A 20232-nucleotide genomic window follows, 5' to 3' on the forward strand; every position below is an offset into this window, starting at 1 on the left:
CCAGCAGTCTTTTCCCGTCCCGATCGGAAGGCAGAGAGTGTCCTCTTCCATCACCGCGCCCGAGGGCATCATCAACCCGCCGATTGATGAGCTCCTCGAGGCCACCGACTCGAAGTACAGCCTGGTCATCTACGCCGCCAAGCGCGCGCGTCAGATCAACGCGTACTACTCGCAGCTCGGTGAGGGCCTGCTCGAGTACGTCGGCCCGCTGGTGGACACGCACGTCCACGAGAAGCCGCTCTCGATCGCCCTTCGTGAGATCAACGCGGGGCTGCTGACGTCCGAGGCCATCGAGGGCCCGGTTCAGTAGCACCTCGTAGTTTTTTCGGTACTTCAGGCCCGACAGCGCAGCTGTCGGGCCTGTGGTGTGTCATGGAGTCGTACGTTCGTTTTCCAGTCGTACGTGATCGAGTCAGGGGAGAACCGGTGTCGTCGAAGCCGAAGGTCGTTCTGGGGGTCAGCGGCGGAATCGCCGCCTACAAGGCGTGCGAACTGCTGCGTCGCCTCACCGAGTCCGGGCATGACGTGCGCGTCGTGCCGACCGACTCCGCGCTGCACTTCGTCGGCGCCGCGACCTGGTCCGCGCTCTCCGGCAACCCGGTCTCCACGGAGGTCTGGGACTCCGTCCACGAAGTGCCGCACGTCCGCATCGGCCAGCACGCGGACCTCGTGATCGTCGCCCCGGCCACCGCCGACATGCTCGCCAAGGCGGCCCACGGCCTCGCCGACGACCTCCTCACGAACACGCTCCTCACCGCCCGATGTCCGGTCGTCTTCGCCCCCGCGATGCACACCGAGATGTGGGAGCACCCCGCCACCCAGGAGAACGTCGCCACGCTGCGCCGCCGCGGCGCCCTCGTCATCGAACCGGCCGTCGGCCGCCTCACTGGCGTCGACACCGGCAAGGGCCGCTTCCCGGACCCGGCCGAGATCTTCGAATACGTACGCCGGGTCCTCGCGCGCGGCGCCGCCCCGCAGGACCTCATCGGCCGGCACGTCGTCGTATCGGCCGGCGGTACCCGCGAACCCCTCGACCCGGTCCGCTTCCTCGGCAACCGCTCCTCCGGCAAGCAGGGCTACGCGCTGGCCCGCACGGCGGCGGCGCGCGGCGCCAGGGTCACCCTGCTCTCCGCGAACGCGGCGCTCCCCGACCCGGCCGGCGTCGACGTCGTCCACGTAGGAACGGCCGTACAGCTGCGCGAGGCGGTGCTCAAGGCGGCAGCCGACGCCGACGCGGTCGTCATGGCGGCGGCCGTCGCCGACTTCCGCCCGGAGACGTACGCCACCGGAAAGATCAAGAAGAAGGACGGCGCCGAGCCCGCGCCGGTCGCGCTCGTCCGCAACCCGGACATCCTCGCCGAGATCTCGGGCGACCGGCCCCGCCCAGGACAGGTCGTCGTCGGCTTCGCCGCCGAGACCGACGACGTACTCGCCAACGGCCGCGCCAAGCTCGCCCGCAAGGGCTGCGACCTGCTCGTCGTGAACGAGGTGGGGGAGCGCAAGACCTTCGGCTCCGAGGAGAACGAGGCCGTGATCCTGGGCGCCGACGGCGACGAGACGCCCGTCCCTTACGGCCCGAAGGAGACGCTCGCCGACCACATCTGGGACGAAGTGGCCCGTCGGCTCACACCGTCGTCGGCCGGTTGAACGCTTGCCGAACACGCGCGGAATCTCACTGGTGCACTAACTTCACATTCCGCCGCTCCGGTCGCATCGAACCCCCGGAAACACGCCAATTTCGGGCGGGACGCGGTCTTCCAAAGAGCGATCGTCCTATCGCAGAATGCGGTGTCGCAGGTCACAGAGCTCCCAGTGGGCGAGACACGTGGCCCGGTGGCCGAGCACGACCGATAAACTGTTCCCGGACGCGCCGGGCGCAGCCCCCGTACCGTCCGCCAAATGATCAGCCAGCAGCCGCTGCAACCACAGGGAGCGTTGTGTCCCGTCGCCTGTTCACCTCGGAGTCCGTGACCGAGGGTCACCCCGACAAGATCGCTGACCAGATCAGCGACACCATCCTCGACGCGCTGCTGCGCGAGGACCCCTCGTCCCGCGTCGCCGTCGAGACGCTGATCACCACCGGCCTCGTGCACGTGGCCGGAGAGGTGACCACGAAGGCCTACGCGCCGATCGCCTCGCTCGTGCGAGAGAAGATCCTCGAGATCGGCTACGACTCGTCGAAGAAGGGCTTCGACGGCGCGTCCTGCGGCGTCTCGGTCTCCATCGGCTCGCAGTCGCCCGACATCGCGCAGGGTGTCGACACCGCGTACGAGAAGCGCGTCGAGGGCGACGAGGACGAGCTCGACAAGCAGGGCGCGGGCGACCAGGGCCTGATGTTCGGCTACGCGTGCGACGAGACGCCGGAGCTGATGCCGCTCCCGATCCACCTCGCGCACCGCCTCTCGCGCCGCCTGTCCGAGGTCCGCAAGAACGGCACGATCCCCTACCTCCGCCCGGACGGTAAGACCCAGGTCACCATCGAGTACGACGGTGACAAGGCCGTGCGTCTCGACACGGTTGTCGTCTCGTCCCAGCACGCCTCGGACATCGACCTCGATTCGCTGCTCGCGCCCGACATCCGGGAGTTCGTGGTCGAGCCCGAGCTGAAGGCGCTTCTCGACGACGGCATCAAGCTGGAGACCGAGAACTACCGCCTCCTGGTCAACCCGACCGGCCGCTTCGAGATCGGCGGCCCGATGGGCGACGCCGGCCTCACCGGGCGCAAGATCATCATCGACACGTACGGCGGCTACGCCCGCCACGGTGGCGGCGCCTTCTCCGGCAAGGACCCGTCCAAGGTCGACCGCTCCGCCGCGTACGCGATGCGCTGGGTCGCCAAGAACGTCGTCGCGGCCGGCCTGGCGGCCCGCTGCGAGGTCCAGGTCGCGTACGCGATCGGCAAGGCCGAGCCGGTCGGTCTGTTCGTCGAGACCTTCGGTACGGCCACGGTCGACACGGACAAGATCGAGGCGGCCATCTCCGAGGTCTTCGACCTCCGCCCGGCCGCGATCATCCGCGACCTCGACCTGCTGCGTCCGATCTACTCGCTGACGGCGGCGTACGGGCACTTCGGGCGGGCGCTGCCCGAGTTCACGTGGGAGAAGACGGATCGGGTGGATGCGCTGAGGAAGGCCGCGGGGCTGTAGGTCCTGGGGCTGCGAAGAACGGTTCGTGGGGCCCGGCTCTCCTTTGGGAGGGCCGGGCCCTTCGCGTTTTCAGAAGCTCTCGGGCTCTCCTGCCGGGGCGGCGCCGTTCGTGCGGGCTCCGAAGGACGGGGCCGCGAAGCGGCGGCGTATCTCCTCCGCGGCCACCACGTCCTTGAGGGCCACGGCCATGGACACCTGCTCGGCGAGCAGCGGCACGGCATCGTCGCCCGGGGCGAGGCCGATGCGGCGGAGGAGTTCGCCGAACACGTCCGCCGGTGAAGGCGCGGGCGGAGGCGGCTGCGGCTGCGACGGTGGCTGGGGCCCGGCTTCGGGCGGTGCTGCGGAGTCGGGCGCGAAGAGCGGTGTGAAGGCCTCCGGCACCAGATAGCGGAAGTGTTCGTCGACGTCCTTGCCGTTCGCCGCCGAGGCGAGTTTCGCCAGCAGCCCGAGGTCCTTGACGGTCTTCTCCACGTGGTCGTCGTTCTTGGCGAGCCACCACACGACCGCGCTGCCCGTGCTCTGCAGCACGTCGTCACCGAGGTAGGCGCGCTTGTTCTGCTCGTAGGCGCGCTGCTGTTCCCAGAGCGCCACGTCCTTGCGGATTGCTGCCAGCCGGTCCAGGCGCGTCCGGTCGGCCTCGGAGAGCGTGAGTTCGACGTCGAGGGCCATGGCGAGCACATGGCCCTCGCGGACCGGTTCCATCGAGGCGAGGAATCCGCTGAGTTCGTGCTGGACCAGGGACGCCCGGCCCGGCTCCATCGTGGCGGTGACCGCGGAGGCCCGCTGGAGCACCGACTCCACGGCGATGGCTCCCGGGTCGACGACCACCGAACCCGCCCCGGGATCTGTGGGGCACCACCGGACATTGGCGCTGAACCGGAAGTCGTAGTCCTCGGTGTTGCTCGGGAGGGACACCCGGTGGACGCGCACCTCGCGCCGCTCGACCGGGGGCGCGGGCCGCTCCGGCAGCGTGTGCTCCGGGAACCGCTCGCGCAGAGCGGTACGCCGGGTGAGCGTCACCGCCGTCGCACCGGCCGCGAGCAGCACCGCGATCGCGCCGAGCCATGTCCACACCGGCCAGTGCAGCCCGAGGCCGAGGATGAGCGTGAGTAGGGCGCCGATGACGCTGACGAAGACGGACACGGTCTTCTGGCCTGAACTCATGTGACCGGCACCTCCTGACGGTGGGCGCGAGCGGCGAATGCGGTGCTCTGGGCCTGGTTGATCGCGTGCAGCAGTCGCGCGGCGAGCGCCGGTGACGTGGTCCGCCGCGCGTCCGCGTACAGGCGGGAGGCGATCGCGTACTTCGAGAGCGACGCATCGGTCAGGATCCGCAGCACCGCGTCGGTGAGGCGGGCGTCCTGGGTGCCGTCCGCCCGGAGTAGCCAGGCGCGTGCCGCGGGCCCCCACTCGGCGGGTTCCAGCAGGAACGCCCGGTCCCAGCAGGCGGTCACCCACTCACGCGGGGAGCGTTGCAGCAGGAACCCCGGTGGCAGGTCCGGGAGTTGGAGGAAGAGGCGGGCGTCGGCGCGGTGGTGATCGGTGTTCCGGGTCGTGGCGAGGCGGAAGAGCAGGCGGCGCAGGATCCTGGCGTCCTGGTCGGCGAAGCGCAGCAGGGCCAGCGCCGCGACGCCGCGGGTTTCCGGGTCCCGCCTCGCGAGGTGATGCAGTCGGACCAGCGCGGCGTCGGGACGGTGGATCGACAGGACCTTCTCGCAGACCTCGATGAGGACGGCGCGCAGCGGGTCCGTCACCGGGGACCTGCTCCAGTCGTACATCTGCCGCAGGAAGACCCGGCCGTGTTCCTCGTCGAGGACGCCGTGTCTGAGGGCCTGGGCCGCCGCGGTCACCTCGGGCGCGCGGGGCGCCGGGGATGCGGTCCACTGCTCGATCAGGCGGGTGACCAGGGTGGTCTCGCCGACGGAGAGGCACAGCGCGGTGAAGCGGCCGACCATCCGGGCGCGCGGCTCGGCGGGCATTGGCGTCTTCCTGAGGGTGGCGCAGAACCATTCGCGCAGCGTCTCCCGTAAGTGCGGGAGGTTGGCCCAGAAGTACCGCAGCGTGGCCTCAGCGAAGCCACGGCGCTCGAACCGCACGCGACCGTCGGCGGTGAGGCGCGCCTTCAGCGGGTCGAGGCGCTCGGTCAGCCCCGGGTGCTCCAGCATCGGACGGTCGTCGTCCGCGGAGCCCACCCTGCGCAGCAGTAGCGCCGCGGATGCGTGGACGGCTTCCGCGGGAGCGTCCTCCAGCAGGGCCGAGGCCAGCAGGAGGGCCCGCTGTCGGCCCTCCGGCAGGTCCGGCAGCAGGGCGTCGAGCGTCGCGCTGTGATCTGCCCGGCTCGCGAGCGCGGTACGCAGCCAGTCGTGGAAGGTGTCCGTGGGCTGTCCCGCGGCCCGTGCCTCGGCGATCCGGCCGACGAGCCGGGCCAGCTCTCCCATCGCGGGCCGCGTGGCCAGGTGGGTGCGGGCCTCGTCGGGCAGCGGTGACCACAGGCCGTCGTCGATGCCGTGACTGCGCAGGTGCCTGGCAAAGGCCTCCTTCGTGTCCGGGCGGCCGATCCAGGTGCGGACGAACTCACTGGGCAGATCGTCCTCGAAGCGGTGCGGGAGCACGACGGCCAGGAACGCGGACCTGCGCAGGAGTTCATGGCGGAAACCGGACAGCTCCCGGCGTACGGCCTGCCAGAGAGGAACGTCCGCGGTCGACAGGTCGAGCAGGATGCGGTCCCCCGCGCCGATCAGGTCGGCCGACAGGCAGGAGCCTTCGCCGTCCGGCACCTCCGGATTGAGTTCGTGGTACGCCCCGCGATCCGACGGAAGCTCGCACAGCAGGACACGCGCGGCGGCGCTGCGGCCGCAGCCCTGGGCGCCGTGCAGGAACACCGTGTGCTCCGACTCCAAGGTGTCGTACGCGGCGTTCATCCGCTCCGGGCGTGCGAACTGCCGTTGCAGACGCTCCAGTTGGTCTTCGGCCACGTGGCGAGGCGCGGCCGTGGGCGGGTCGAGGAGCTGGGTGCCGTTGAAGTAGTTGTTGTAGTTGTTGTACGTGTCGCCGCTCATCGACGCTCATCGTCCTTGCGGCCGAAGGTGTGGTGGTTGGTGTTGTCGCCCTCGGCGTAGCTTGCGCCGTCGCCGGACTGGTTGACCGTCCGGTGGCTTGGCCCGATGTGGATGCCGTTGTGGTGGGGGCTGTTGTTGTTGATGTCGCCTGCCACCGTGTCCGACTGGACGAGGAAACCGCGGTTGTCTCCTGTCGACGTGTTGGTGGTGCTCCCCGGATCGGGCCGCCGCTTCACGCGGTCCTTGTCGCTGGCCGCGAGCTCGGGCACCAGTGTGGCCAGGGCGTCTCCGATGCGCTTGAGGTCGTGGGCGTTGGACTGGTGGTCGTAACGCAGCGTCTGGCAGTCCGCCAAGTGGGCCAAGGGATCCGGAAGTTGGTCGCGGCTCGGGCGCTCCGTCCGGCGGCCGACCAGGATGGGGATGACGCGGATCCCGTTGGCGAAGGCCTCGAGGATTTCCTTGCGCACCCAGTCCTCGGGGCGCCGCAGTCCGGGGTGCTGCGCCCAGCCCGGACCGATGAGCGCCAGAAGGGCGCCGCTGCGGCGGACGCCGTGGATCAGGCTTTGGTCGAAGGGCGCCCCCGGCGGGATGTCCTTGCTCGCGCGGAACACCCGGTCGGCGCCGAACCGGGCCGACAGCGCGCTTTCGAGGGTGGCGGAGAACTGTTCCCCGTCGCCGGTGCGGTAGTTGATGAAGACGTCGGGCATGGCGGAATCGCCTCCTGGTCGGATGGGACGGGCGGGTGCGAGTCGGGCGGATGGGAGCCGGTCGGGCTTCGTGCGGCGACCGCTCAGGTGGGCTCGACGAGCTGCGCCGCGGCGAGCTGCGGCGCGATGGCCCGGTAGGCGGGGTGACGGTGGAACCGGGCGAGGGTCCGGGTGAGGCGGTGCACGTCCAGGGACACCGTCGCCGACGCGACCGTGCCGAGGGCGGGCAGCAGGTCCGCCGTGTGCGCGCACGCCGTGTCGATGTCGCCGCTGAGGGCATGGGCCAGCGCGCGCCGGGTGCCGTAGCGGGCGAGCGTGCGCAGCGCCGAGGCGGGGACGCGCGCGAGTTCGCGGTCAAGAACGGAGGCGGCGGCCTGTGGGCGGCCCAGGTCGACGAGGCACCACCCGGTGACCATGGCCGCGGGGTCGGTGAGATGGGAGGTGCCGAGGAGAGTGGCACGCGCGGGATCGGCCGCTGCCGGGACGTCGGCGGTCAGCAGCGCGCGGGCGGTGTCGAGGTCGCGCATGCAGGCGTCGTGGTCGCCCGCCAAGGCGTGGCCTTGCGCCGCGCGTTGGGCGGCCAGGCCGCGGATCCGCGGCGGCAGTCGGCCGTCCCGCGCGGGCTCGACGAGCGCGACGGTGTCACCGGCCGCACCGCGGTAGTACGTGATGAGGGCGCGGCGTACGAGAGCGTAGGACGCGAGGTCGTGGTCTTCCCCCGCCGCGGCGAGCTCCACGGCGTCGCCGGTCCAGCGGAGCGCCGCCTCGTCGTCGCCCGCCTCCTGGGCCATCCACCCGGTGAACTCGGCGAAACGGGCGGCCGCCCGGTACAGCGCCCGGCTCGTACGGCCGCCCGCGTCGGCGGCCAGCGCCGCGACGGACCGAGTCTGCTCGGTGAGCGGGGCCAGCAGGGCGGAGGGCGGTGTCACCTGCCCCATCTGCCGGTAGTGCGCGAGGAGCGACAGCGTGATCTCCGGCAGCGATGCCGCGGCCGACGGCTCGTCGTGGGAGGGCGTGGCGGCCGCGCGCGGCGCCGAGGCCAGGGACAGGACGGAGGCCGCGCCCACGGTCATGACTCCACGCCGCGAAGGTGGTTGTTCCGGCGGTACGAGTGCGGTCAGCCGGCCACCGGCGCCGAGGGCCGTGTCGCACAGCCGGGCGAACTCGGCGCTCGCCCGCTTGTGACCCGTCTCGACCTTGCTGATCTGGCCCTTGCTGTAATGCACGGCGGAAGACAGGTCGGCCAGCGTCAGTTCCGCGGCCATGCGCAGGCGGCGCAGTTCGGCGCCGAACGCGGGTGCCCGCTCCAGCATGTTCCCCCCTCATGCCCGACATCGGTGACTCGCCCGGGGTGCCTGTCGTCGGCAGCCAGCGTCGGCCTCCGGCGCCGACACGAGCAAGGCCACGGCCGGTGTTTCCCGTTTCCAGTTGGGATACCGGGCAGAGCCGGAACGCGACGCCCGTGTGCGGTGCGCAGTCCGGATCACGGGCGGATTTGGCCGGACGGGCGGTGTTGCGGGGACAGCGGGCACGTGGTGGGGCGGGCGATCCGGCGGCCCGGCCCGATGTCGGTGCCCTCTGGTAGGAATGCACGTGTGAGCAGCGAGAACGACAAGGGCGAAGAGGCCGGGGGTGGCGGGCCGGAGCAGCTTGCGTTGATTCGGGAGAGTGTGCGCAAGGCGAAGGTGCCGAAGGCGAAGCCGCGGACGTGGCGGGGGGCGCCGTTGGCCGAGGAGTTGCCGGTGGCGCGGGTGCTCGTGGACAAGGGGGTGCTGCATCTCGACCGGTACTTCGAGTACGCGGTGCCGAAGGAGTTGGACGAGGTCGCGCAGCCCGGGGTGCGGGTGCGCGTGCGGTTCGGGGCGGGGAACCGGAATGTGCAAGGCGGGCGGCGTGAGGGGGGTGGGTTGATCGACGGGTTTCTCATCGAGCGGGTGGCCGAGGCTGAGTATCAGGGGCCGCTTGCCGCGTTGGCGCAGGTGGTGTCGCCGGAGCGGGTGCTGGACGAGGAGTTGCTGGGGCTGACGAGGGCCGTCGCCGACCGGTACGCGGGGAGCCTCGCGGATGTGTTGCAGCTGGCGATTCCGCCGCGGCACGGGAAGGCCGAGGCTCGGGAGTTTCCCGCTCCGCCCGCGCCGCCCGCGGCTCCTGAGGCCGGGTCGTGGGTGCGGTACGAGCGGGGGGCCGATCTGATCGGGTCGCTGGCCGCGGGCGGGTCGCCGCGGGCGGTGTGGACGGCGTTGCCCGGTCCTGAGTGGGCCGGGGAGATCGCGCGGGCCGTGCGGGCCACGTTGGCCTCGGGGCGGGGGGCGTTGGTCGTCGTGCCGACGGTGCGGCTCGCGGCGCGGGTCGACGCGGCGCTGCGGGAGGAGTTGGGGGAGGGGCAGCACGCGTTGCTGACGGCCGACGCCGGGCAGCAGCGGCGGTACAGCGAGTGGCTTGCCGTGCGGCGGGGCGCCGTGCGGGCCGTGGTGGGGACCAGGGCCGCCATGTTCGCTCCGGTGCGGGACCTCGGGCTTGTGGTGGTGTGGGAGGACGGGGACCAGCACCACAGCGATGACCGGGCGCCGTTTCCGCATGTGCGGGAGGTGTTGGAGCTGCGGGCCGCGCGCGACAAGTGCGCTTTCTTGTTGGGGAGTTGGAGTTGCACGGTGGAGGCCGCCCAGCTTGTACGTAGCGGGTGGGCGGCTGCTGTGAGTGCGTCGCGGGATGTCGTACGGCGGGTGGCTCCGCTCGTACGCACCGTGGGGGACCGGGAAGTGGCGCGGGACGAGGCCGCGCGGGCCGCCCGGCTGCCGAGTCTCGCGTGGGAGGTGGCGCGGGGCGCGCTGCGTGAAGGGCCCGTCCTTGTGCAGGTGCCCAGGCGGGGGTACGTGCCGCGGCTCGCGTGTCAGCGGTGTCGCGAGCCCGCCCGGTGCGGGCAGTGTGCCGGGCCGTTGGAGGCGCGGGAGGCGACCGGGGGGCTCGCGTGCGGGTGGTGCGGGCGTGAGGAGGAGCGTTGGCAGTGTGCCGAGTGCGGGGGGACGCGGTTGCGGGCGCAGGTGGTCGGGGCGCGGCGTACCGCTGAGGAGTTGGGGCGGGCGTTCGCCGCGGTGCCGGTGCGGACGTCGGGGCGGGAGCAGGTGTTGGACACGGTGTCCGGGGAGCCGGCGCTGGTCGTGAGCACGCCGGGGGCGGAGCCGGTGGCCGAGGGCGGGTACGCGGCGGCGTTGCTGCTCGACGGGTGGGCGATGTTGGGGCGGGCCGATCTGCGGGCCGGGGAGGAGGCGCTGAGGCGGTGGGTCGCGGCGGCTTCGTTGGTGCGGTCGCAGGAGGCGGGGGGCGCGGTGGTCGTGGTGGCCGAGCCGACGCTTCGGCCGGTGCAGGCGCTTGTGCGGTGGGATCCCGTGGGGCATGCGGTGCGGGAGCTGGGGGACCGGGCCGAGCTCGGGTTTCCGCCGGTGTCGCGGATGGCGGCGGTGACGGGGACGGCGGAGGCGGTGGCCGGGTTCATGGGGGCGGTCGAACTTCCGGGGGACGCGGAGGTGTTGGGGCCGGTTCCGGTGCCGGAGGCGGTACCGGGTGGGGCGGGTCGGAGGGGTGGCGGGGCGCCGGTGGGGGAGCGGTGGGAGCGGGTGCTGGTGCGGGTCCCTCCGGGGAGTGGGGCGGTGTTGGCGCGGGCCTTGAAGCAGGCGCAGGCGGCGAGGATGGCGAGGGGGGTGGGGGAGCCGGTGCGGGTGCGGGTGGATCCGCTGGATATTGGGTGAGCGGGGGCGTGGGGTGCGCCCCCCTGACCGGTGCCGTGGCCGACGCCGTCCGCGGGTGCGCCTCTGCCTGGTGCCGTGGCTGACGCCGTCCGCGGGTGCGGCCTGCACCGGGGGCCGCCTTGCCCACCCTGCCGCCCTTGGCGGCAGATTGCCCAAGGCGGGAGGCGCCGATCGTCGTGGGTGGGGAGGTGGGGTGTGGTGTCGCCTCGGTCGGGGTGGGGCTATTTGTGTTTGGTGGTGCGGAGTTGGCGGATTGTGTGGATCAGGGTGTATGTCGCGATGAGGGCGGCGATGGCGGCTGCCGTCAGGAGCAGGGTGGTGTCCGAGACGGTCGCGCCCAGGTCGGAGACCCTCTCCTCCAGGGCGAATTCGGTGTCCGTGCTCAGCAGGGACGGGAGCGCGGACGTGCCGTCGAAGGTGAGGAAGAGGATGCCGAGGGCGATGAACAGGGTGCCGCCGATCGTTGAGGTGGTGTGCAGGCGGATGCGGCCGCCCACCCGCACCTCCCGGCCGCGCAGCCAGCGTTTGCGGCCCAGGTCGTAGCGGTCCCACAGCAGGGCGAGGAAGAAGATCGGGACGGCCATGCCCAGGGCGTACACCGCCAGCAGCAGTCCGCCGTGCAGCGGGCTCCCGTCGACCGCGGCGACCGTGAGGATGCCGCCGAGGATCGGGCCCGCGCAGAATCCCGCGAGGCCGTAGACCGCGCCCAGGGCGAACACGGAGAGGGCCGTACCCGTACGTCGTTGTCCCGCGGCCCGCGCCAGGCGGCGCGAGCCGAAGCCGAAGCCGGCGATCTGCGCGACGCCGAGCACGATCAGCAGCCAGCCGCCCGCCGTGACCAGCAGGTCGCGCTGCCCGTAGAAGAGGCGGCTGGCGAAGGAGCCGGCCACGCCGAGCGGCACAAGCGTCAGACACAGGCCCACGTAGAACACGGCGGTGCGGGCGAGGAGGCGGGTGCGGCTCGTGAAGGAGTACGCGAAGAACGCGGGGAGGAGGAGCGCGCTGCAGGGGCTGAGCAGGGCCAGGAGGCCGCCGAGGAAGGCCGCCAGGAGGCCGATGTCATTCATGTCCGCCGGACCCCTTCCCGTTCCTGTTCTCGTTCCCGTTCTCGTTTTCCTTTCCGGACCCCTTACCTGTTTCCTTCGTGGCCGCGTCGATCGCCGATACGAATGTCTTCAGGGGCTGTGCGCCCAGGATCGGTTTGTCGTTGACGAGGAAGGCGGGGGTGCTCGTCACGCCCAGTTGGTAGCCCTCGTCCTGGTCGCGTGCGACCGCCTTGCGGGCCGCCGCGCTCGCCATGTCCGTACGGAACGTGTCGAGGTCCGGCACGCCCGCCTCGCGTGCCATCGCCACCAGCTTCTCGGCGCTGAACTCGCCGGAGTTGCGTTCGCGCGGCTTGCCGAAGGCGGTGTCGTAGAACTCCCAGAACTTGTCCTGCTTTCCGGCGGCCCAGCCGGCCAGCGCGGCCTGGTCGGACTCCTTGCCGAAGACGGGGAAGTTGCGCCACTCGATGCGCAGGACGCCCTTGTCGACGTAGCGGCGCAGGAGTTCGGGCTCGGTCTCGCGGGCGAACTGGCCGCAGAACGGGCACTGGAAGTCCGCGTACTCGATCAGTACGACGGGTGCGTCGGCCCGGCCCACGGCCATGGCGTCGGACGGGCTGCGCCGGGCGAGGGCGAGGAGCCCCTCGTCGGCGGGGGCGGCGGACGGGGTGGACACGGACGCGGCAGCCGAGGGCTTGTCGCGGGCCGAGCCACGGTTCGCGGTGCTGTCGTGGTCGCCGCCGTTCGCGGTGAGGGCGAGTACGGCGGTCGCCGCCGCGGCCACGAGTACACCACCCGCGAGGTACAGGCGCAGGCGGTAGGAAGGTGTTGCAGGCATGGGGGAACTCCGCGTAGGGGGAGAGGTGACGAAGATGTCAGGGGGTGCAGGTCGTCGCGTTGTTCAGGCGGCGCAGTGCCGCCTCGGCGAGCAGGGCGACCGAGGCCACCGCGAGCAGGGGCTGCAAGGGCGCCCAGTAGCTGAGCGCGCCGGACGTGCCGATCAGCAGCAGCACGAGCTTGTTGCACACCGGGCAGCCGACCGCGAAGAACGACAGCACCGCACCGGCCGCGCCGAAGCGGCTCACGCGTTCAGTGCGCGGTGACGTGACGTACGTGCCCAGGACGAGGCCTGCCAAGGCCGAGGTCAGGGCGAGGGCGGGGTAGTTCCACCACTGGACGGGGACGGAACGGCTGAACAGCGGGTTGGGCACGACATCCGTGGGGATGCCGACGACGGCGGCGGTGACGAGCGCACCGGCGCCCGCGACCCACCACTGCCGTGCCCGCCACGTGAGCAGCGACCGGCCCGCCCGGCTGACAGAGCGCCGGGAAGAGCGCATGAGGAAGGACTCCGTTCAACTGCGGGGAGAGGGAAGGCGGGACCACACGGGTCGGCCTAGATCCGCAGGACGGAGGTGGTGACGGGGGGTGGGGGTGGCTCGGGTCCGGAGGTGCGGGAGTGGACGGTGTCCGTGATGAACTGCCGTGCGACGTCCGGGGTTTGGGCGGGGGCGGCGAGGGCGGGCGCGTCGGCCTGGCTGTGGGTGTGGACCGTGCCGGACTCGGCCACCGCCTTCTCCTTGCCGCACGGAGCCGTGGGCTCGGCGGAGGCGTGGGACGCCGCGCTCATCTGCGGGCCCGCGACCGCGACCGTGACCGCGGGCCGCTCGGCCGCCGTCGTCCGGTCGGCCGCTTCCATCGCGCGCGTGAACAGGCACAAGACGCCGACGAGGGCGACCAGCAGGGCGAGGCCGCCGCGCAGCACGACCGCAGGAGCGACCGCGGTCGCGCCCCGACGCCGTGCCCATCGCCTCATGCCGCCCAGCCTAAGCCACCCGCCGCCGCACACCGCTACACACAACACCGCCACACACCACTGCCTCCCCGTACGTGACTTGATGTACGGGGAGGCAGTGGGGGGCGGGGTGGCTCAGCCGTGGCGCGGGCCGGGGAAGACGCCGGGGCGGGTGTCGTCGCGCAAGCCGGAGCTGCCCGCGGTCGGCTGGGTCGGCAGCGCGCGGGCGGCCGGCACCGACGGGGACAGCGGGCCCGCGCCCATCGGCACCGTGGGGCGCGTGGCCTGCGTGGGGGACGGCAGGGCGGACGCGGGTGCCTCCGTGCCGCGCTCGGCGTCGGCCGCCGCCTGGGTGGCGGCCCTGCGCGCCCCGTACCTGCGGTGGACCGCCTGCTTGGTGACGCCGAGCGCGGAGCCCACCGCGTCCCACGAGAACCCCAGTGAACGGTCGAAGTCCACGGCTGCGGTGACCAACGTCTCGACGCTGTCGCGCAGTTCCTGGGCGAGACGGACGGTGGGGGCGGGCGCCCTCCCGTAGACGACGAAGCCCGCGGAGGGACCGGAGCGGCGCGGGCGGTAGACGTTGCCCAACTGCGCGGTGAGGGTGCGCAGTGCGTCCACCTGACGGCGGACCCGCTCGATGTCCCGCACAAGGAGATGCAGGCTGGCCCGTGCCTGGGCGTCGTGGGTTGCGTGGTCGGCCATGAACAAGCCTCTCGAACCGGCGATGTAGATGTGAAAAGGAAAGAAATCGGGGCCACGCTCGCGTCCGGCGACACCGGCACCTGTAGATCGGCACCGATCATCGGCGCCGATGAACGGCACCGATCACTGACACCGGTACCGATACCGATTGCGGCCCATTGACTGGTCAACTCTTTCTTGACCAACGCGCCATCCGGTGAGGGGTCACGCTGTTCGGGCGTATCCGCATATGCGCGGGGCGCGCGTCGTGACGTGCGCCCCGTAAGCGCCCGCGGCACGGCGCCCATAGACTGGTGCGCTGCCCGTGACCCTGCCCCGAGAGGCCGTAAGCCACCGATGAAGCTCGTCTTCGCCGGCACCCCCGAGGTCGCCGTTCCCGCTCTGGACGCCCTGATCGCCTCCGACCGGCACGAGGTCGCCGCGGTCGTCACCCGGCCCGACGCCCCGGCGGGGCGCGGCCGCCGACTGGTCGCGAGCCCGGTCGCCGAGCGGGCCGAGGAGGCCGGCATCGAGGTGCTGAAGCCCGCGAAGCCACGGGACGAGGAGTTCCTGGCGCGGCTGCGGGAGATCGGCCCCGACTGCTGCCCGGTCGTCGCCTACGGGGCGCTGCTGCCGAAGGTGGCGCTCGACGTGCCCGCCCGCGGCTGGGTCAATCTGCACTTCTCGCTGCTGCCCGCGTGGCGGGGCGCCGCGCCCGTGCAGCACGCGGTGATGGCGGGCGACGAGATCACGGGTGCGTCGACGTTCCTGATCGAGGAGGGGCTCGACTCCGGGCCCGTGTACGGGACCGTGACCGAGGCCGTGCGGGGGACCGACACCAGTGGTGACCTGCTGACCCGGCTCGCGTTCGCCGGGGCAGGGCTGCTCGCCGCCACGATGGACGGCATCGAGGACGGCACCGTGGAGGCCGTGGCGCAGCCCGCCGACGGGGTCTCGCTCGCCCCGAAGATCACGGTGGAGGACGCCCGTATCGACTGGAACGCGCCCGCCCTGCGCGTCGACCGCGTGGTGCGCGGCTGTACGCCCGCGCCGGGTGCCTGGACCGAGTTCCGCGGCGAGCGGCTCAAGGTGCGTACGGCCGTCCTCGCGCCCGACCGGACGGATCTGGCTCCCGGCGAGATCGGCGCGGGCAAGAAGAACCTCTATGTAGGTACGGGTTCGCACGCCGTCGAGCTGCTGTGGGTGCAGGCGCAGGGCAAGAAGCCGATGGCCGCGGCGGACTGGGCGCGGGGCACGCGGATCGCCGCGGGGGAGCGGCTGGGCTGAGGCCCGGCCGAGGCCCGTGGGGGTCCGTGGGGGTCCGTGGGGGTCCGTCGGGCGTGCGCGACGTACGCTGGGAGGGTTCATTTAGGCGTACGACCCGTGCGTAGCGCCCGTACGATCCCAGCAGCGGAGCACCTTTGAGTGACCAGCCCGGCCGTGGCCCCCGTAATTCCGGAACGCCAGGTAAGTCAGGCAAGCCAGGCAATCCCGGTAAGCCGCACCGTCGTCCCAAGAAGGATCCCGTGCGCATCCTCGCCTTCGAGGCGTTGCGCGCGGTGGACGAGCGGGACGCGTACGCGAACCTCGTGCTGCCGCCGCTGTTGCGCAAGGCGCGCGAGAAGGGCGATTTCGACGGGCGGGACGCCGCGCTCGCGACCGAGCTCGTGTACGGGACGCTGCGCGGGCAGGGGACGTACGACGCGATCGTGGCGGCGTGCATCGACCGGCCGCTGCGGGAGGTCGACCCGCCGGTCCTGGACGTGCTGAATCTGGGTGTGCACCAGCTGCTGGCGACGCGGATTCCGACGCACGCCGCCGTGTCCGCGTCGGTCGAGCTGGCGCGGGTCGTGCTCGGGGACGGGCGGGCCAAGTTCGTCAACGCCGTGCTGCGGAAGGTCTCGCGGGACGATCTCGACGGGTGGGTCGAGCGGGTCGCGCCGCCGTACGACGAGGACCCCGAGGACCATCTGGCGGTTGTCCATTCGCATCCGCGATGGGTTGTTTCGGCGCTGTGGGACTCGCTGGGCGGCGGGCGTGCCGGGATCGAGGATCTGCTGGAGGCCGACAACGAGCGGCCCGAGGTGACGCTCGTGGCGCGACCGGGGCGGACCACTGCCGAGGCCGTACTCGCCGAGGTGGGCGAGGAGTCGGGGCTTCCGGGGCGCTGGTCGCCGTACGCCGTGCGGCTCGCCGAGGGTGGTGAGCCGGGGGCGTTCGATGTGGTGCGGTCCGGGCGGGCCGGGGTGCAGGACGAGGGAAGTCAGCTGGTTGCCCTTGCGCTCGCGAACGCTCCGATCGAGGGGCGGGACGAGCGGTGGCTCGACGGGTGTGCCGGTCCCGGGGGCAAGGCGGCCATGCTGGCGGGGCTCGCAAGTGAGCGGGGCGCGACGCTGCTCGCGTCGGAGAAGCAGCCGCACCGGGCCGGGCTGGTCGGCAAGGCGCTGGCCGGGAATCCGGGGCCGTATCAGGTGATCGCCGCGGACGGTACGCGTCCGCCGTGGCGGCCGGGGACCTTCGACCGGGTGCTGATGGACGTTCCGTGTACGGGACTTGGGGCGTTGCGGAGGCGTCCTGAGGCGCGGTGGCGGCGGCGTCCCGAGGACCTGGACGGGTTCGGGCCGTTGCAGCGGGAGCTGCTGCGCAAGGCGCTCGAGGCGGTGCGGGTCGGGGGCGTCGTGGGGTATGCGACGTGTTCGCCGCACTTGGCGGAGACGCGGGCGGTGGTCGATGACGTGGTGAAGCGGGTTGGTGGGGTTGAACTGGTGGATGTGCGGGCGTTGTTGGAGGGGGTGCCGGGGTTGGGGGATGGGCCTGATGTGCAGTTGTGGCCGCACTTGCACGGTACCGATGCGATGTATTTGGCGTTGATTCGGCGGACCGCGTAGGTCTTGTTGCGGTCGGCCGTGGCTGAGGTTGCGGGGCTCTGCCCCGGGCCCCGCTGCTCAATCGCCGCAGGGGCTTGATTTGGGTCACTGTGTCCGCGAAGTGTCCCGTTGTGTCAGGGAGTTGGGCCACCAGACCTTTGAACCCACGTCCAGGAACAGGGACGTCACCAGTACCGAGCGGACGATGAACGTGTCCAGGAGGACGCCCACCGCCACCGCGAAGCCGATTTCGGCGAAGGCGACCATCGGGAGGGTGCCGAGGGCGGCGAACGTGCCCGCCAGGACCAGGCCCGCCGAGGTGATCACCGCGCCGGTCGCGGCGAGGCCCGTGAGGACGCCGGGGCGGGTGCCCTGGCGGGCGGCTTCCTCGCGGATGCGGGTCGTGAGGAAGATGTTGTAGTCGATGCCGAGCGCCACCAGGAAGACGAAGACGAACAGCGGGAAGTCCGTGGACTCGCCCGCGTAGTCGAAGAGGTGGCGGAAGGCCAGCGCGCTGATGCCGAGGGCCGCCGCGAAGGACAGGACGACCGTTCCGATCAGCAGCAGCGGCGCGATCAGGGCACGTAGGAGCAGGCAGAGGATCAGCAGGACGACCGTCAGGACCAGCGGGATCACGAGTTTGTTGTCGTGCGCGGTCGCCCGGTCCATGTCGAGCAGCGCCGCCGTGCCGCCGCCCACCTTGGCGTCCGCGCCGTCGACCGCGTGCACCGCGGCGCGCACCCGGTCCACCGTGTCCTTCGCGGCCTGGCTGTCGGAGGGGTCGGTGGTCGTCGCCTCGAAGAGGATCCGGCCGTCCGCCCGGGGTTTGGTGTTCGGGGGTACGCCGATGCTCTGTGCCACCACTCCGTCGGTCGTGGCCACCGCCCGGGTCACCTGGGCGCGGTGCCCCTGGTCCGCGATGATGACGAGCGGGTCGCCGGTGCCCGCGGGGAAGTACTCCGCCGAGACCTCCTGTCCCACGATCGAGTCCGGTTTGTCGGTGAACGAGTCGGCGTTGCTGATGCCCGCCGCCTCCAGCTGGATCAGTCCGAGGGACAGGAGCGCGAGCGCCGCCGCCGTCACGCCCCAGGTCATGCGCGGGCGGCGGGCGATGCGCTGTCCGATGCGGGCCCACAGGCCGCGCTCGGTGGGTTCCACGGAGCCGACGTGCGGGATCACCGGCCAGAACAGCCAGCGGCCGAAGATCACCAGGAGGGCAGGGAACAGGGTCAGCATCGCGAGCAGGGCCACGGCCACGCCGATCGCGGCGACCGGGCCGAGGCCCCGCGTCGAGTTCATGTCGGCGGTGAGGAGGACGAGCATGCTGAGGACGACCGTGGCGCCCGAGGCGAGGACGGCGGGGCCCGCCCGGTGCAGGGCCAGCGCCATCGCCTCGTGCCGGTCCTCGTGCCGGCGCAGCTCCTCCCGGTAGCGGGCGACCAGGAGCAGCGCGTAGTCCGTCCCCGCGCCGAACACGAGGACGGTGAGGATGCCCGCGCTCTGCCCGTTCACCGTGAGTCCCGCGTGCGCGGCCAGGAGATAGATCAGCGCCTGCGCCGTGAACAGCGCCGCCACCACACTCAGTACCGGTACGAGCAGCAGGGACGGGCTCCGGTACGTGAACAGCAGGATGACGATGACGATGCCGAGGGCGGAGAAGAGGAGCGTCGAGTCGATGCCCTCGAACGCCTCCGAGAAGTCCGCCGATGTGCCGCCCGGCCCCGTGATGTGGATCTGCAGGCCGTCCGTCGTCTTGCCGGTCAGGTCCCGGACGGAGTCCACGGCGGGCGCGATCTGCTGCCAGCCCTCGGGGCCCATCGTGATCGGTACGTAGATCTGCGCGGCGGACGCCCCGGACCGCTTGTCGAGGACGGGTCCTCGGGTCTCCGTGCCGCGCACCCCGTGCTCGTCGAGCTGCTTGATCTGGGTGACGTCCTTGGCGATCCGGGCCCGGTCCGCGACGGTGAGCCCGCCCTCGCGCGCGTAGATCACCACGGCGGGGATGGTCTCCGGCCTGAAGTCCTTGGAGATGTCGAGGACTTGGGTGGACTCGGCGGAACCCGGCAGCCAGGACTGGGCGTCGTTGTCCTGCGCGTCGGTGAGCTTCTGGGCGAGCGGCGCGGTGCCCACGATGACCACCAGCCACAGCAGCAGCACCAGCCACTTGCTGCGCCGGCCGCACACCAGCCAGGCCACACCCTGGCGCCCGGATCCCGGGCCCGCCGGGCCGGCGGTGCCGCCCGCACCCGCCGCCGTGCCGCCTGAAGTGTCCGCCGCCCCTGCCGTGCCCGTCGTGCTCTTGTCGTCCGCCATGGCGTCCGTCCCCCGGCCCCGCGTCGCGCGCGGCCCTCCCCCAGGGGGCCGCGTACCGGCCCCTCCTGCGAGCCGCCAAGAATGGCACGGGTGGGCACGGCTCGGCATCGGTCGCACGTCTTGGTCCGGACCGAGGCGGAGGGTGGGCGCCGGGCATGGCACGCTTGGGGCATGGCCGTGCAGATCAACCCCAGCATCCTGTCCGCGGACTTCGCCCGCCTTGCCGACGAGGCAAAGGCCGTCGAAGGCGCCGATTGGCTCCATGTCGACGTCATGGACAACCACTTCGTCCCGAACCTGACCCTCGGGGTTCCGGTCGTAGAGTCGCTGGCGCGCGCGACGGACACCCCGTTGGACTGCCATCTGATGATCGAGGACCCCGATCGCTGGGCCCCTCAGTACGTCGAAGCGGGGGCCGGCTCCGTCACCTTCCACGCGGAGGCCGCCGCCGCTCCCGTCCGCCTCGCGCGCGAGATCCGCGCCAAGGGCGCCCGCTCCTCGATGGCCCTGAAGCCGGCCACGCCGATCGAGCCGTACGAGGATCTGCTGCCCGAGCTGGACATGTTGCTGATCATGACGGTTGAGCCGGGATTCGGCGGGCAGTCGTTCCTCGACATCATGTTGCCCAAGATCCGCCGCACCCGTGAGCTGATCGGGAAGCACGGTCTGGAGCTCTGGCTGCAGGTCGACGGCGGGGTCTCCGCCGCGACGGTCGAGCGGTGCGCGGAGGCGGGAGCCGACGTCTTCGTCGCCGGTTCGGCGGTGTACGGGGCGAAGGACCCGGCAGAGGCGGTACGTGCACTGCGCACCCAGGCGGAGGGCGCCACGGCGTCGGCGGCCTGGGCGTGCGACCACTGAGCCACGGGTACGTG

General features: G+C 72.0%; 17 protein-coding genes. 7 read left to right on the forward strand and 10 right to left on the reverse strand.

The window, feature by feature from the left end:
* Nucleotides 1-37 precede the first annotated feature (37 nt).
* The 3 genes from rpoZ to metK all read left to right on the forward strand — a co-directional run bounded on the left by rpoZ (nt 38) and on the right by metK (nt 3146).
* Entirely contained in the window at nt 38-310 is a 273-nt protein-coding gene (rpoZ, locus tag RBJ65_RS34290; RefSeq protein ID WP_030810584.1) for a DNA-directed RNA polymerase subunit omega, read from the forward strand.
* A 62-nt stretch (nt 311-372) separates the two neighbouring features.
* Nucleotides 373-1647 (forward strand): bifunctional phosphopantothenoylcysteine decarboxylase/phosphopantothenate--cysteine ligase CoaBC, encoded by a 1275-nt coding sequence (gene coaBC / locus RBJ65_RS34295; protein ID WP_306320653.1) that lies wholly within the window; start codon nt 373-375, stop codon nt 1645-1647.
* A gap of 290 nt (nt 1648-1937) precedes the next feature.
* A complete protein-coding gene (gene metK / locus RBJ65_RS34300) occupies nt 1938-3146 on the forward strand; it encodes a methionine adenosyltransferase (RefSeq protein ID WP_306320654.1) in 1209 nt (402 codons plus the stop codon).
* 69 nt (nt 3147-3215) lie between these two features.
* On the opposite strand, the gene RBJ65_RS34305 is transcribed toward metK, so the two are convergent.
* The 4 genes from RBJ65_RS34305 to RBJ65_RS34320 form a co-directional block, all read right to left on the reverse strand.
* Complete coding sequence (locus RBJ65_RS34305) at nt 3216-4310, reverse strand: hypothetical protein (RefSeq protein ID WP_306320655.1); 1095 nt, start codon at nt 4308-4310, stop codon at nt 3216-3218.
* Nucleotides 4307-6205 carry a hypothetical protein gene (locus RBJ65_RS34310; protein ID WP_306320656.1) on the reverse strand — a complete coding sequence of 633 codons (1899 nt, stop codon included), beginning with the start codon at nt 6203-6205 and terminating at the stop codon, nt 4307-4309. Before RBJ65_RS34310 ends, RBJ65_RS34305 begins: the two co-directional genes overlap by 4 nt.
* Nucleotides 6202-6912: a toll/interleukin-1 receptor domain-containing protein gene (locus tag RBJ65_RS34315; protein WP_306320657.1), complete on the reverse strand. Its 711-nt coding sequence runs from the start codon at nt 6910-6912 to the stop codon at nt 6202-6204. Before RBJ65_RS34315 ends, RBJ65_RS34310 begins: the two co-directional genes overlap by 4 nt.
* Nucleotides 6913-6995: 83 nt before the next feature.
* Entirely contained in the window at nt 6996-8225 is a 1230-nt protein-coding gene (locus RBJ65_RS34320) for a helix-turn-helix domain-containing protein (RefSeq protein WP_306320658.1), read from the reverse strand.
* A gap of 282 nt (nt 8226-8507) precedes the next feature.
* Between RBJ65_RS34320 and RBJ65_RS34325 the strand changes: the two genes are divergently transcribed.
* Nucleotides 8508-10658, forward strand: a complete 2151-nt coding sequence (locus RBJ65_RS34325) for a primosomal protein N' (protein WP_306320659.1) — start codon at nt 8508-8510, stop codon at nt 10656-10658.
* Between the two features lie 221 nt (nt 10659-10879).
* Here RBJ65_RS34325 and RBJ65_RS34330 read toward each other — a convergent pair whose 3' ends face one another.
* From RBJ65_RS34330 to RBJ65_RS34350, 5 genes are all read right to left on the reverse strand, one after another.
* Nucleotides 10880-11725 (reverse strand): cytochrome c biogenesis CcdA family protein, encoded by an 846-nt coding sequence (locus RBJ65_RS34330; RefSeq protein ID WP_306320660.1) that lies wholly within the window; start codon nt 11723-11725, stop codon nt 10880-10882.
* Complete coding sequence (locus tag RBJ65_RS34335; protein WP_306320661.1) at nt 11718-12539, reverse strand: thioredoxin domain-containing protein; 822 nt, start codon at nt 12537-12539, stop codon at nt 11718-11720. Before RBJ65_RS34335 ends, RBJ65_RS34330 begins: the two co-directional genes overlap by 8 nt.
* Nucleotides 12540-12576: 37 nt before the next feature.
* Nucleotides 12577-13041: a hypothetical protein gene (locus tag RBJ65_RS34340; RefSeq protein WP_306320662.1), complete on the reverse strand. Its 465-nt coding sequence runs from the start codon at nt 13039-13041 to the stop codon at nt 12577-12579.
* A gap of 56 nt (nt 13042-13097) precedes the next feature.
* Nucleotides 13098-13517, reverse strand: coding sequence for a hypothetical protein (locus tag RBJ65_RS34345; RefSeq protein WP_306320663.1), 420 nt, complete (start codon nt 13515-13517; stop codon nt 13098-13100).
* Nucleotides 13518-13631: 114 nt separating this feature from the next.
* Nucleotides 13632-14201 carry a hypothetical protein gene (locus RBJ65_RS34350; protein WP_306320664.1) on the reverse strand — a complete coding sequence of 190 codons (570 nt, stop codon included), beginning with the start codon at nt 14199-14201 and terminating at the stop codon, nt 13632-13634.
* Between the two features lie 336 nt (nt 14202-14537).
* On the opposite strand from RBJ65_RS34350, the gene fmt reads away from it, so the two are divergent.
* Entirely contained in the window at nt 14538-15467 is a 930-nt protein-coding gene (fmt, locus tag RBJ65_RS34355) for a methionyl-tRNA formyltransferase (protein ID WP_306320665.1), read from the forward strand.
* A gap of 134 nt (nt 15468-15601) precedes the next feature.
* Nucleotides 15602-17068 (forward strand): RsmB/NOP family class I SAM-dependent RNA methyltransferase, encoded by a 1467-nt coding sequence (locus RBJ65_RS34360; protein ID WP_372341337.1) that lies wholly within the window; start codon nt 15602-15604, stop codon nt 17066-17068.
* A gap of 84 nt (nt 17069-17152) precedes the next feature.
* Here the strand turns inward: RBJ65_RS34360 and RBJ65_RS34365 are convergent, their stop codons facing one another.
* Nucleotides 17153-19360 carry an MMPL family transporter gene (locus RBJ65_RS34365; RefSeq protein ID WP_306320667.1) on the reverse strand — a complete coding sequence of 736 codons (2208 nt, stop codon included), beginning with the start codon at nt 19358-19360 and terminating at the stop codon, nt 17153-17155.
* Between the two features lie 171 nt (nt 19361-19531).
* Here RBJ65_RS34365 and rpe point away from each other — a divergent pair, with 171 nt between their 5' ends.
* Nucleotides 19532-20218: a ribulose-phosphate 3-epimerase gene (gene rpe / locus RBJ65_RS34370; protein WP_306320668.1), complete on the forward strand. Its 687-nt coding sequence runs from the start codon at nt 19532-19534 to the stop codon at nt 20216-20218.
* Nucleotides 20219-20232 lie beyond the last annotated feature (14 nt).

The organism is Streptomyces sp. KL109B (assembly GCF_030766935.1).
In the GTDB taxonomy this organism is placed as follows: Bacteria; Actinomycetota; Actinomycetes; order Streptomycetales; family Streptomycetaceae; genus Streptomyces.

Bases quoted from the DNA above. Each gene is read 5' to 3' on its own strand.
- coaBC (WP_306320653.1), top strand. From the start codon at position 373: ATGGAGTCGTACGTTCGTTTTCCAGTCGTACGTGATCGAGTCAGGGGA.
- RBJ65_RS34305 (WP_306320655.1), bottom strand. From the start codon at position 4,310: ATGAGTTCAGGCCAGAAGACCGTGTCCGTCTTCGTCAGCGTCATCGGC.
- RBJ65_RS34310 (WP_306320656.1), bottom strand. From the start codon at position 6,205: ATGAGCGGCGACACGTACAACAACTACAACAACTACTTCAACGGCACC.
- RBJ65_RS34315 (WP_306320657.1), bottom strand. From the start codon at position 6,912: ATGCCCGACGTCTTCATCAACTACCGCACCGGCGACGGGGAACAGTTC.
- RBJ65_RS34320 (WP_306320658.1), bottom strand. From the start codon at position 8,225: ATGCTGGAGCGGGCACCCGCGTTCGGCGCCGAACTGCGCCGCCTGCGC.
- RBJ65_RS34330 (WP_306320660.1), bottom strand. From the start codon at position 11,725: ATGAATGACATCGGCCTCCTGGCGGCCTTCCTCGGCGGCCTCCTGGCC.
- RBJ65_RS34335 (WP_306320661.1), bottom strand. From the start codon at position 12,539: ATGCCTGCAACACCTTCCTACCGCCTGCGCCTGTACCTCGCGGGTGGT.
- RBJ65_RS34340 (WP_306320662.1), bottom strand. From the start codon at position 13,041: ATGCGCTCTTCCCGGCGCTCTGTCAGCCGGGCGGGCCGGTCGCTGCTC.
- RBJ65_RS34345 (WP_306320663.1), bottom strand. From the start codon at position 13,517: ATGAGGCGATGGGCACGGCGTCGGGGCGCGACCGCGGTCGCTCCTGCG.
- RBJ65_RS34350 (WP_306320664.1), bottom strand. From the start codon at position 14,201: ATGGCCGACCACGCAACCCACGACGCCCAGGCACGGGCCAGCCTGCAT.
- fmt (WP_306320665.1), top strand. From the start codon at position 14,538: ATGAAGCTCGTCTTCGCCGGCACCCCCGAGGTCGCCGTTCCCGCTCTG.
- RBJ65_RS34365 (WP_306320667.1), bottom strand. From the start codon at position 19,360: ATGGCGGACGACAAGAGCACGACGGGCACGGCAGGGGCGGCGGACACT.
- rpe (WP_306320668.1), top strand. From the start codon at position 19,532: ATGGCCGTGCAGATCAACCCCAGCATCCTGTCCGCGGACTTCGCCCGC.